We start from the raw sequence: 13,071 nt of genomic DNA, 5'->3' as shown, positions 1-13,071 counted from the left end.
TTTGTGTTGGTAAAAATAAACTTTTTCCACACAGAAATATAAATTCAAGTTTCTTCGATTAAAAAATACGAATGGATTGAAGGTATAACAAAGAAAATCGGTAAACTTAAATTAATTTGACGATTGAAATCTAAAGTTAATTGCGGTAAAGTAGCCATTATAAGAATCCTTTCTGTGGTTATTTTGTGGTGATTTAACTTTAACAGAAATGGATTCTTTTTTCATTTATTTGATGCATGATCAATTCGGTTGAAATGCTTGATAGATAGGCATTCAAAATTTATCAAAAGTTTTCTATGAATAATTCAGGATCAAGTTTTTTTGCAGAAACTATATATTTTACTGTCACATATCTTTTCTGAATATTTATTTGGACTTGTATTTAGTCGTTAGGATACATTAACTAATGAAAAAATCATTTAGAACATCATTTTTAAGATTAATAATAACCATTCATAAGGGAAATAACTGAAAAAACCCCCACTTTTTAAAAAGTGAGGGTTTTTGTTTTAATAATATGCTATTCAACTGGTGAGAGTTCTTCTTCAGTAACCCATTTATGGTAATTAACTTCTTCACCTGTTTCTGTATCTGTATAACTTACCATATATACAGTAGTGTTTTCTGCAGAATCAATTGTAGCTGTAGCTCCTTCCATGCCTTCCATATGATCTGCCTCAAGAACAACTTCATCTCCTGGCTCATAAGGCTGTTCTTCTGCATTCTCAATTTCTTCATGGATCACCCATTTATGATCTTCTACCTTTTCTCCGCCAGTAGTTGGTGTATAGGTAACGGTATAAACAGTTGTGTCATAAGCACCATCAATGGTTGCTACAGCTCCGTCCATGCCTCCCATATGATTCGCATGAATTACTGCTTCACTTCCAACAGGATATGTAGGATCTTCAGCCTCTGCTAAATCCTCTGGAACTTCACCTGTACTTGAATGGTTCATACCAGAATGATCCATACTTGAATCATCTGTTTCTTCCATGGAATCAGATTTTTCTTCAGACTGAGTTTCTTGATTCGTTTCTGCGTTTTCGGTTGAGTCATTTTCTGTATCAGTATTACTTTCAGGCGTAGTCTCGTTATTCCCGCCGCAAGCTGCTAACACAACAGCCATAAATAATGCAATGATACCTATTATTAATTTATTACTCATAGATTTTACCTCCATTTAGTTTAGTTATTTTTAAGAGCAGAGCACTGATTGCTGCAATGATGCTCACACTCACTAAAATCGCTCCAACTGCTAGCTTAATACGATGCTAGGTTCAGAGACTACTACACAAGGCTATACCAACTGAATGGTAATTATACAAGTATTGTCACCTTCAAAAGTAGAAATTTCAGATTCTGCCGTTCTTCCTTTATGTTCAATTTTTACCTGGTATGTCTTATCCCTTGGTAGCCATAAATCGATAAATCCATTTTCTAATGATGTCATGGTTTCATCAACAATTACATTACCCTCTTCATCCTGAATATATACATCGAATTCTTCTTCAACCAATTCACCCTGACAACTTGTTAAGACGTGATTTGTACACGGATGGGTTTCATTTATGAAAGGGGCAATAGAAACAAAAAATTCATCCTTTGGAAGGTCATAAATGGTCTCTTTATTATCACTATCAGTTACAATTAGTTCATTTGATGTAATAGAGGCTGACACATCTTCGAAATTACCAACGCTATAATTGTTTACCATTTCTTTGATATCTGGCGTTTCTTTTTTGTTTGATGTACTTTCCTCACAAGCAACAAATGTTAAGGTGAGTAACACTCCAATTACTGCCAGTAAAACTTTTCGCATATATTTTGTCAACTCCTGTGTTATTATTTTCAAGATGTAAACTGGTATTATTTTAACATATGTCTATTTAAATAGTGAAATATCCGCGAATTTTCCATAACTTTGTAAAAGTCTTTTTATGTTGTTCATAAGCACTTTGAATGGTTCCGGAGATCGTTCATTCCATTCATATGATTAGCGACCACCACAACTATTGGATTTTCAGCCTCTGCTAAATCCTCTGAACATTCACTTGAAGTTGAACTAGTCCTGGAAGGATAATTTATACCTTAATAACTAAGGCTTCATATATTGTAACCTGTAAATTTGCAAAATATATGCAGATATTATGAAATATTATAGAACTATAATCATTACTCTCTTTCCTAACTTTTCTGCACAAAAAATGGATATGTTTTTTTTATGATATTTTATAGATAAAATACGAAAAACCAATCTATAAAGTGAGTGGATAGACATGTTTGACTTATTTAATCAAATTAGTGGTATGTTAAGTGCGCAGATCCATGGATTGACCTATGGCTTTGAGCATATTCCAATATTATTTGCTTTTTTTCTAGGGCTGGTTGGCGCTGTAGCGCCATGTCAACTAACAAGTAATGTAAGTGCAATTACTATTTATGGGAATAAATCATTGATAGATAAGGTTCCCTGGTTACATGTATTTTTATTTATTATTGGTAAGATTGTAGTTTTCTCTGCTCTTGGAATAGTCATCTGGTTGCTAGGGAAAGAAGTGAGCAGTGTATTAACGCAATTTTTTCCAGCCATCAGAAAAGCTATAGGACCATTATTAATCCTGATTGGGTTATTTATGATTGGATTATTTCGATTTATCAAACCACTAGGCAGAATTAAGTTACCGGAAAAATTTAAAGATAGCTATTTAGGAAGTTTTTTAATGGGAGTAAGTTTTACATTGGCATTTTGCCCCACAATGTTTGTACTGTTTTTTATGACATTAATGCCTGTCGTTATGACGACAACATCGTATGGATTTATATTACCGTCTATTTTTGGAATTGGGACATCCTTTCCACTTTTGTTGGTAATATTTCTGATTTGGTATTTTGGTGCAAGTGGGATAATCTTAAAGAAAAGCAGAAAAATAGGGGCTGTTACTCAAAAAGTTGCGGGTGTGTTACTCCTTATTATTGGTATTTTTGATACATTAACCTATTGGTGAAAGAGGTCAATTATGTTTAATAAGTTATCCCTAAAAATTGGACTATTGTTTTTTATGTTTATGTTAATTATAGAGATTTTCGTTTATTTTATTCTATATACAAGTATAGCAAATGAACGTATTGATGAAGTGATGAATAGCTTATTAGCCCGTGCCAATACACATAGTGCTGTCTTAGAAAGTAACTTTGATTCTTCTACGTTAGAGCATGTTGCTATTATGGAATCAGAATCGGAATTTGCAGTTATTATTACAAATGCTGAGGGCGATATCATTATTCATTCCGATCCTGTAGAAGATGAAATGTTAGAAGTAATTAGGCATACGAATTATGAGGAGATACCGAGTGTGGGTAAAGTAGTCGAACAGCGCTGGGCAGAAAGACAATACATTGCAGTCGATAGTCCCATTACCATCGATGAAGAACATCGCGGTCATGTCTTTATGTTTGCTAATACCGATATTGTTAAAAATATGGTTAATCATTTGAGTGATCAATTTCTCTTAATAGGGCAAATCACGATTCTTTTAACAATTTTTACTATTTTTATTCTATCTCGTTTTATTACGTTGCCATTAATGAAAATGAAAGAAGCAACTGAGCAGCTAAGTAAGGGGAAAAATAAAGTAGAATTACATACGGAGCGAAATGATGAACTAGGAGAGTTGGCTGATTCTATCATGAAGTTATCGAGTGATCTGGAACGATTGAAAAGTAACAGGAATGAATTTTTGGCAAGCATTTCTCACGAACTTAGAACGCCATTAACTTATATTAAAGGGTATGCAGATATCATAAATAAGCAAGACATTACGGAAGAAGAAAGAAAAGAGTATCTGGATATTATTCGGGAAGAAACAGAGCATCTGACAGTTTTAGTTAAAAATTTATTTGACCTAGCTAAAATGGATGAAAATAAATTTATTATTCATCGAAAGAATGTAGAACTTAGACAACTAATCCAAACGATTGAAGAACGAATAAGTCCGGTACTGGAAGAAAAAAATATTCGATTTTCTGTTTCTTGTCCAAATAATATCCAAGCAAATATTGATTCTGAGAGGATCCAACAAGTTTTACTAAATATATTAGATAATGCCAGAAAGCATACATCTGAAGGAAAACTAATATCATTAGAGGTTTCCCAAAATGATAGAGAAATTATGATAATTATTTCCGATGAAGGAGAAGGAATTCCTAAAGAGGATATACCATATCTATTTGAACGTTTATACCGTGTAGAAAAATCCCGTTCAAGAAAAAGTGGTGGGACGGGATTAGGATTGGCTATTGCAAAAGAAATTATCGAATCACACGATGGTTCGATTGAAATCGAAAGTGAACTAGGTAAAGGTACGAGAGTGATTATTCATTTACCAAGGGGGGAATGAAATGGTCAAAGTTCTCTTAGTCGATGATGAAAAAAGAATGCTCGATTTATTAGCTTTATATTTAAGACCACATAATTATTCATGTAGAAAGGCAGTAAGTGCCAAAGAAGCATTATCTTTTTTAAAAGATGAAATTTTTGATATCGTACTGATCGATATTATGATGCCTGAAATGAACGGCTGGGAATTATGCCAAGAAATTAGAAAAAATTCAGATATCCCTATTATAATGGTGACTGCCCGTGAACAAAAAGAGGACATCATAAAAGGATTAAAATTAGGTGCAGATGATTATGTAACAAAACCCTTTGATGAAAATGAATTATTAGCTAGAATGGAAGCATTATTACGTAGAACAGAACCTTTAAAACGGATTGAGGTAAATGGACTCTTATGGAATGAAGATGAGTTTGAGTTATCTTACAAAAATAATGTAATCAAGTTAACACCGAAGGAATTTACCATGCTAGGGTATTTTATGAAGAAACCAAATCAAGTGTTTACCAGGGAACAATTAATTGATTTAATCTGGGGATACGAATCACAAACAGAAGAAAGAACAGTTGATTCACATGTACGGAACATGAGAGAGAAGATTCGTCAGGCTGGTTTTCCCATTGACGACTACTTTAAGACCGTCTGGGGCATAGGATATAAGTGGGTTATGAAACCTTAATCATATTTTATAAACACTTCTTAGAAATGAAATGTTTCATTTCTAAGAAGTGTTTAATTTTATGCTTATCTTCTTCCCATACCGTTATGCTACACTTTTACAAGCTTCTGCACATTTAAAGCAAGCCTCAGCACATTTCTGACAGTGGTCATGATCATGCTTTTTACATTCATTGCCGCATGCCTCGCAGATTTTTGCACAAACAGCAGCCAACTCAGAAACAAATGGTGTATTTCTTGAAAGAGCCTGTTCAAGGTAATTACAAATATCCGCACACTCTCTGTCCAAACGGATACATTCAGCCATCATCTTAGTATCCTCTTCCTTTAAGCATGCATCATAGCAGTGGTTACAAGCAGTCATACACTCATGTAGGGTTTGAATTAATTCTAAATGTTGTTCATGTGACAATTGTTCAATCCCTCCTATCAAATTTAAAATACAATATAACTGTTACCTCAAAAGATTAAAAGTAAACCCTATACGAAAAACTCCACAAAAACTGCATTAAGTCTTAATAATTATTTTGGTTTAATTATACCTAACAGGGGTATGGTATGATATGATTTGAATAAGAAGATTGAAAAAGTGAATTATAAGTAAGAATCTTCTTAATAACTGTTAAAGGAGTGATTCAACAATGAAAAACCAAGATAACGGAAAAAGTAAGCACAAACATGAACATGCGGGCCATGGGCACCATGACCATAGTAAACATGGTATTCATGAACATCACAATCATAAAGAACATAACCATCAAAGCAGTGATGAAGAACAGGGTCATTATAACCACAACGACCATGCTCACCATCATCCCAATGGACAAAAGGGACATCAACAACATAGCCACGACCATCCTCACAGTGGACATGGCGGTCATCATGAACATATGATTAAAGATTTTAAAAGACGATTCTGGGTGTCTTTAATTTTAGCTATACCCATTTCCTATTTGTCGGAAATGATTCAAATGCTATTTGGGTATGAAGTAGACTTTACTGGTGACACTTTATTATTATTCTTGCTTTCTACTATTGTCTTTTTCTACGGTGGAAAACCTTTTTTGCAAGGTGCATGGGATGAATTAAAAACCAGAACACCTGGAATGATGATGTTAATTTCTTTAGCTATTGTTACTTCCTATGTGTACAGTACGTTGACAGCTTTCTTTATTGAAGGCAGTGATTTCTTCTTTGAATTGGCCACGTTAATTGTTATTATGCTGCTGGGACATTGGATTGAAATGAAATCCATCATGGGTGCTTCAAAAGCTTTGGAAGAGTTAATAAAACTTATGCCAAAAGAAGCACATAAAATTGATACAACGGGAAACATTGTTGAAGTTTCTGTCGAGGATTTACTTCCGGGGGATCAAATTTTGGTTAAATCTGGAGAAAAGATTCCGCTTGATGGTGAAATTTTTGAAGGAGAATCAAATGTTGATGAATCCATGCTCACCGGTGAATCTGTGCCTGTCGAAAAAGGTCCTGGAATGGAAGCAATTGGCGGTGCGGTTAATGGTGAGGGTGTATTAAAGATAAAAGTTAGCAAAACGGGGAAAGACACCTATCTTTCCCAAGTGATTCAATTAGTCAGTGATGCAGAACAAACGAAATCGAAGGCTCAAGGATTTGCTGATATTGCTGCCAAATGGCTATTTTACGTTGCAGTAGTTGTAGGGGTTATTACGTTAGCATATTGGATGACAACCGTTGATTTTGAATTTGCCTTGGAGAGAATGGTTACTGTCTTAATTATTGCTTGCCCACATGCACTTGGATTAGCAGGACCATTGGTTACTTCAAGATCTACATCGATCGCAGCTAAAAAAGGATTGTTAATTCGCAACCGCACTCCATTTGAAAGTGCTTGGAAAGTGGATCGGGTCGTATTTGATAAAACAGGTACTTTAACTGAAGGAAACTTCGGTGTTACAGATGTACACCCAAACAAGGGTGCAAACGAAGAAGAATTATTAAAATTGGCTTACTCTGTTGAGACACAATCGGATCATCCAATTGCCAAGGGAATTGTGAAAGAAGGCAAGGAACGCGGTCTAGAACTTTACGAGGTAAAAGATTATCAAAACTTAACAGGAAAAGGACTCGTTGCACAAGTGAATGGAGCAGAAATTGCAGTTGTAAGTCCAGGTACAATGAGAGCAAACCATATTTCGTTTGATGAAGAGACCTACAATAAACTTGCCGCGCAAGGTAAAACGGTCGTTTTCGTATTAAAAGATAATGAGCTGCAAGGGATGATAGCCTTAGCAGATATCATCAGAGAATCTTCTTATCATGTGATTAAAGCACTGAATGAACGTGGCATTGAAACAGTTATGATGACAGGGGATAATAGCCGAGTAGCAAATTATGTCGGTGAAAAACTGGGACTTTCAAAAGTCATTGCCGAAGTTTTGCCACATGAAAAATCCAATAACGTTAAACAGCTAAAGCAAGGCGGCAAAAAAGTTGCCATGATTGGAGATGGAATTAATGATGCACCGGCGCTAGCAGAAGCCGATTTAGGAATTGCGATTGGGGCAGGTACAGACGTTGCGATTGAAACAGCGGATGTCGTTCTAGTAAACAGCAATCCAGTTGATATCCTAAATATTATTAAGTTATCTAAAGCAAGTTCTAGAAAAATGGTTCAAAACCTAGGCTGGGCTGCTGGCTATAATATTATTGCCATCCCTCTGGCTGCGGGAGTGTTATATAATATAGGCATTGTTATAACTCCAGCTATCGGGGCGGTGGTTATGTCATTAAGTACGATCATTTGTGCAATTAATGCTCAACTGTTAAAGATTGACTAAAGCTAAAGGGTATGAGGTCGGAACATACTCATATAAAATAAATAACCGCATGAAATCAATCATTTTTAAAAATTTTGATTTCATGCGGTTATATTTGTGTTTTAGACTTTTCATTTCCAGCTTCGTTCTCTATTCTAAGTTTCTTATGTTCATAAAGATTTCATCAAAGCTTGACAGATTATGCACATATTTTTCTTAAACTTAAACGGACTAAGCTGTGATATTACGGAATGGGAAAAGTAAGCATCTATTCGAAGTCGATCCTATCCCAGGTACTTTTTTGTTAATCCAGAAGGAGAGCGAGGTAGTTAATGGAGCCCTTACATTAGCTAATCTTGAAGATTCTTTGCAAAATATCTTACCGAACAATAATAGCATTAAAATAACTACTGTGAGGGATTAATAATGAAAGAAATAAAATGTGAATGTGGACATGTCAATCCATTAGGAACGGTACTCTGTGAATCTTGTGGTAAGCCAATTGCTGAAAATCAACATATTGATGGGAATGAAGGTAAGAAATTACTCAATATGAGGTATGACGGAACTGCCCGTCGTTCTAAGACATTTAATAAATCATTCATCGATAGAGTATGGAGTTTCTTCTCATCAGTAAAAGTAGGGGTTTTACTAATTATATTAGCTATGATTGCTTCTATGATTGGTACTATATTCCCGCAAGAAATGTATATACCTCCTTCTGCATCTTTAGCTGGTGCTATTGCTTTAGCAATTGGAATTGGAATTCAAAACTTGCCAGAAGGAGTAGCAGTTTCAATGCCACTTTTTAGAGATGGAATGTCCCGTAAAAAGAGTTTTCTTTATGGACAGTTTTCGGGGATGGTAGAACCCATTTCCGCCATTATTGGAGTTTTGGCAGTTGCATTTGTTGAGCCGCTTTTACCTTACGCCTTAAGTTTTGCAGCTGGAGCAATGATATTTGTTGTTGTTGAAGAAGTAATTCCTGGATCCCAAGAGGAAGGAAATAAGGACCTTGCTTCTATGAGTTTAATGATTGGTTTTACTGTAATGATGATTTTAGATGTTGCACTTGGATAAAGTAATAAACAATTATCCTTTATAGTGTTATTTAAATTAAAAAGAAAAAGGAGAATGCAAACCCAAACTATAGGGAGTGCAATCTCCTTTTAATTTTTTCTGTACATTTACTTCCAAAGTAATCAACTTATACTATAGTTTGATCTTTCTGATTATTAACCGTATACAAGCAAACCTGGTTGATAATCATCCAAGCGTACTTTGCCTTAGTAACTGGAAGAAATGGCTATGAAGACGTATTGGGTTTGCTTTATCCGTACTGTTGTTTGCAGTATAAATTTCATAATATGTCTCCTTCGTTTACCTTCAAGAGTGGTACATCTGGATAGGTTTTTCTGTTTATTGTCCAAACTATCATATTTTACCTTCGAACTCATTTCAGTAGCAAGCTCCATCCCATCTTATTCTCTACATTAAGTTCAATATCTAAAGGTAATATTGATTTTTTTCTCCAAGTTTCGTAATAACTACGATTTTTTGTAAAAGAATTTGCATTATTTCTCGATATCTGTTGGCTATAATTATTGCGAGAGAATGAATGGCAAGGAAGGAGGAAGATGTTTTAAAGGCTGTTTTTTCCATATTTCTAAGTGAAGCTTCACAGATTAGAATAGGCGGGCGCTATCATACAGAAAGATTCAGAGGATACTTCTCGGAGTGATCATTCTAAACGAATACCGTATTTAGTTGAAATGTAAAATGTGAAAAACGAAATGGACTTTTCAGCAACTTATACATGGCTAACAAAGGAGAGAAGAAATGAAAAGAATTATATTGGCAAGCGCAGGCCTGTTGCTAATATTGATGGGCTGTGCAAATACTACCACAGAACAACAATCAGAAGAACAAAACATGGAGCACGGACAAATGCAACATGAAGAAAATATGGATATGGACCATGGGGACATGGAAGGTATGGAGGGACACATGGACCATGAAGATGTCCCCCCTCTTCAAGCTTCCGAAGGAACTCAGGAGTTGGTAATCCCCCCTCTGTTAGAAAAACAGAAGGGCTCAGAATTCGATTATGAGGTAGTTGCACAAGAAGGTACAACGCAATTCTTTGATGGCTCTCCAACCAAAACTTACGGATATAATGGAAACTTATTGGGGCCGACTATACAGCTGAAAGAGGGAGAAACAGTCAAAGTAAAGGTCCGGAATGAACTGAGCGAACCAACTACATTTCACTGGCATGGCCTTGAAATACCGGGGACTGAGGATGGTGGCCCGAATGATGTAATCCAGCCAGGTGAAAGCAAAATTGTCACCTTAAAAGCAGATCAGCCGGCAGCGACATTGTGGTATCACCCACACCCGCATGAATTGACTTCTAAACAAGTGTTCAAAGGGCTTGCAGGAATGCTCTATGTGGAGGAGACGGAAACGGATACTGCTTTGCCTAATACTTATGGTGTAGATGATATCCCTCTTATCTTTCAGGATCGTCTCTTCGATGAAAACCATCAACTGGATTATGAGAATCTGATGAACAGCGACGGAACAATCGGAGATGTATCGCTCGTCAACGGTACGCTCAATCCGAAACTGACTGTGACCCAACCGCTAATGCGTTTTCGAATCCTTAACGGTGCGAATGCTCGAAATTATACGTTCCGTTTAAGCAATGGAGCAACATTCACTCAAATTGCTTCAGATGGTGGGTTATTGCGTGAGCCGGTTGAAACGGATGAGATTACACTGTCCCCATCGGAGCGCGCTGAAATCCTAATCGATTTTTCAGCGATGGATTCTGATGAGCCAATTGCCATCACTGATGAAGAAGGCAATGCCCTATTGCCTTTTGATTTGGATCTTAATGGTGAAACGGGAGGGATGGAATCCATATCTTGGACTGCCGACACTGCCTTTCTTACGGAAGAAGAGAAATCCTTGCCGGTCACCAAGGAGATCGAACTTTATGGAATGATGGACATGGTTACCATCAACGGTAAGAAATTCGATCCTGACCGGATTGACTTGCGGCAAGAGAAAGGCGTCCCGGAAGTTTGGGAAATCTATAATAAGCCGGACGAGATGGGTGGAATGATCCATCCATTCCATATCCACGGTACCCAGTTCAAAATCATATCGCGTGATGGAAGAGAACCGGCTCCGAATGAACAGGGTCTAAAAGACAGTGTTCTTATTGAGCCGGGTGAACGGGTCAGGCTGCTCGTTACCTTCCCGGAAGAAGGAATTTATATGTATCATTGCCATATTCTCGAGCATGAAGATAACGGTATGATGGGGCAGGTAGAAGTATACTAATCTCATCGAGTAAACATAAGAAGGGCTGTACAGAATCCGTACAGCCCTTCTTATCCTGCTGACAATTGATCTTAGGTTATCCCTTTATGTTTCTTTACCTCCTGATCGCTGAATTTTGCCGTGAAGTCAACCATCATATATGAGTTTATTATTCAAAATGCTGTATAGATGTAAATAAAGTAAAGACAATTATTACATATTGATAACAATGTTAAGTATCTATTTCAAAGTCTGAGACTTCATATTTTCTGCACAAATAGGAATTAAAATTACGACAAACCCTTTATGAAATCGAGGCACAACAAACAAAGATATTTTTAAGCAGGTGAATTAATTGAAGAAAAATATATTTCTTATAACAACTATGTTCGTTATACACTTATTATTCCCTTTTACTACTTATGGACATTCTAACACAGACCCTCTATCTTTAAAAAGTGAAGCAGCGATTGTCATCGATGCTAAAACCGGTACGGTTATTTATGAAAAAAATTCAAAAGTTAAAATGTATCCGGCCAGTCTAACTAAAATTGCGACTGCCATTTATGCAATCGAAAATGGCAATTTAGATGATATTGTAACAGTTAGCAAACATGCAAAAGGTACAATTGGCTCAAGTGTATACTTAGAAGAGGGGGAACAAGTTACCTTAAAAAAACTATTACAAGGATTATTGATTAATTCAGGAAACGATGCAGGCGTTGCAATTGCAGAACATTTAAGTGGAAGTGTTGAGCATTATTCATCTGATCGATTCGTTATATGGAAGTGAATAATTACTTACCTGACCGTGTCAATGTACTATCCAGTAGCTCTGGCAAGAACGAACCAGATATCTTGCTTCAATATGAAACGATGAATTTGGATGTTGATAGTAAGGAAATCAATATCTTAATTCAAAGAGGAGAAAACGAGCAAGCATATAGGAAACTATTTGTTGCACAATGTAACAACCTAAATAAAGTACTGCCAACTTTATTTGAAAAAATAAACGACTATACTGAGTTACTACTTCCGGATTATTTATTGGATAGTGAATTTATTATTTCTAAATTAATCGATAACGAAGAGTTAACTAATAGTTTTAACGAAGTAGAAGTTATAGGTTGGTTGTATCAATATTATAATGCAGAGCCGAAAGATGCAGTTTTTGCTAAATTAAGAAAGAATAAAAAAGCAGAAAAAAGTGAGATACCGGCTGCTACTCAATTTTTTACACCAAAATGGATTGTACAATACATGGTTGAAAATTCTTTAGGTCAATTATGGATGGAAGCTAATCCAAATTCAGATATCAAAAAGTCATTTAAATATTATATAGAACCAACTGATCAAATAAAGTGGACCCCATCGTCAAGACAACTTTTTTATAAATTTAAGGTGCATTGAGTTTTGCTCCTTCCCATCTTGCCAACCATGCCTTTCATGTGGCAGGTTCTGTCAAGGGCGTATTCTCCCTTGACAGGTTCTGTCGCATGAAAGATAATTTCTCAAAGATGGGAAGGGCAATGACGAACCTGTTTAATTAAAATAAACTGATGATGGTGTTTTATAATCTAGCGATTGATTTGATGAGGGCGATTGTAATTAAAAAATCAATGTAATCTCTTATATTTATTCTAGCCTCCCTTGGACTTTCATAATCTTTTAGATATACTTCTTCGTACTTTATGTTGCGCCAAAAACGTTCTATGATAATATTGTCCAAAGCACGTCCTTTACTGTCCATGCTGATTGAACTTCCTTAGAGTTTAGTAGATTGATATATTTGGGACTGGTAAAATGGCTGCCTTGATCACTATTAAAGATAACGGGTTTAGCTATAGAGAAGGCCCTTTGAACGGCAT

At 35.9% G+C, this 13,071-nt stretch carries 11 protein-coding genes and 1 pseudogene; 8 read left to right on the top strand and 4 right to left on the bottom strand.

Translation table 11 applies throughout. The features are described from left to right. Nucleotides 1–520: 520 nt before the first annotated feature. A complete protein-coding gene (locus IEV18_RS15080; protein WP_188393217.1) occupies nt 521–1,168 on the bottom strand; it encodes a DUF1541 domain-containing protein in 648 nt (215 codons plus the stop codon). Nucleotides 1,169–1,300: 132 nt separating this feature from the next. Beyond that, nucleotides 1,301–1,822 (bottom strand): CueP family metal-binding protein, encoded by a 522-nt coding sequence (locus IEV18_RS15075; RefSeq protein ID WP_188393216.1) that lies wholly within the window; start codon nt 1,820–1,822, stop codon nt 1,301–1,303. Nucleotides 1,823–2,279: 457 nt separating this feature from the next. On the opposite strand from IEV18_RS15075, the gene IEV18_RS15070 reads away from it, so the two are divergent. From IEV18_RS15070 to IEV18_RS15060, 3 genes are read left to right on the top strand one after another with little or no spacing between them, the layout of a single operon-like run. After that, nucleotides 2,280–3,008 (top strand): urease accessory protein UreH domain-containing protein, encoded by a 729-nt coding sequence (locus IEV18_RS15070; protein ID WP_188393215.1) that lies wholly within the window; start codon nt 2,280–2,282, stop codon nt 3,006–3,008. Between the two features lie 12 nt (nt 3,009–3,020). Continuing rightward, nucleotides 3,021–4,400, top strand: coding sequence for a sensor histidine kinase (locus IEV18_RS15065; protein WP_188393214.1), 1,380 nt, complete (start codon nt 3,021–3,023; stop codon nt 4,398–4,400). 1 nt (nt 4,401) lies between these two features. Continuing rightward, a complete protein-coding gene (locus tag IEV18_RS15060; protein ID WP_188393213.1) occupies nt 4,402–5,076 on the top strand; it encodes a response regulator transcription factor in 675 nt (224 codons plus the stop codon). 84 nt (nt 5,077–5,160) lie between these two features. On the opposite strand, the gene IEV18_RS15055 is transcribed toward IEV18_RS15060, so the two are convergent. Beyond that, complete coding sequence (locus IEV18_RS15055) at nt 5,161–5,487, bottom strand: four-helix bundle copper-binding protein (protein ID WP_188393212.1); 327 nt, start codon at nt 5,485–5,487, stop codon at nt 5,161–5,163. Between the two features lie 229 nt (nt 5,488–5,716). Here IEV18_RS15055 and IEV18_RS15050 point away from each other — a divergent pair, with 229 nt between their 5' ends. From IEV18_RS15050 to IEV18_RS15025, 5 genes and pseudogenes are all read left to right on the top strand, one after another. After that, entirely contained in the window at nt 5,717–7,894 is a 2,178-nt protein-coding gene (locus IEV18_RS15050; protein ID WP_188393211.1) for a copper-translocating P-type ATPase, read from the top strand. A gap of 405 nt (nt 7,895–8,299) precedes the next feature. Continuing rightward, nucleotides 8,300–8,953, top strand: coding sequence for a ZIP family metal transporter (locus tag IEV18_RS17540; RefSeq protein WP_229733678.1), 654 nt, complete (start codon nt 8,300–8,302; stop codon nt 8,951–8,953). 759 nt (nt 8,954–9,712) lie between these two features. Then, nucleotides 9,713–11,224, top strand: a complete 1,512-nt coding sequence (locus IEV18_RS15035) for a multicopper oxidase domain-containing protein (protein WP_188393210.1) — start codon at nt 9,713–9,715, stop codon at nt 11,222–11,224. A 364-nt stretch (nt 11,225–11,588) separates the two neighbouring features. Continuing rightward, nucleotides 11,589–11,975 (top strand): annotated as a pseudogene (locus IEV18_RS15030) (D-alanyl-D-alanine carboxypeptidase family protein); the annotation flags it as partial. An 11-nt stretch (nt 11,976–11,986) separates the two neighbouring features. Then, on the top strand, nt 11,987–12,613 hold the full coding sequence (locus tag IEV18_RS15025; RefSeq protein WP_188393209.1) for a hypothetical protein: 627 nt from the start codon (nt 11,987–11,989) through the stop codon (nt 12,611–12,613). Between the two features lie 160 nt (nt 12,614–12,773). Here the strand turns inward: IEV18_RS15025 and IEV18_RS17635 are convergent, their stop codons facing one another. Further along, nucleotides 12,774–12,953 (bottom strand): hypothetical protein, encoded by a 180-nt coding sequence (locus IEV18_RS17635; RefSeq protein ID WP_373281946.1) that lies wholly within the window; start codon nt 12,951–12,953, stop codon nt 12,774–12,776. Nucleotides 12,954–13,071 lie beyond the last annotated feature (118 nt).

The sequence above is a fragment of the Compostibacillus humi genome (assembly GCF_014637175.1).
Taxonomy (GTDB): Bacteria; Bacillota; Bacilli; order Bacillales; family Amphibacillaceae; genus Oceanobacillus; species Oceanobacillus humi.
Note: the sequence above shows the minus strand (reverse complement) of the source record. Positions and strands in the feature narration are given on the sequence as shown.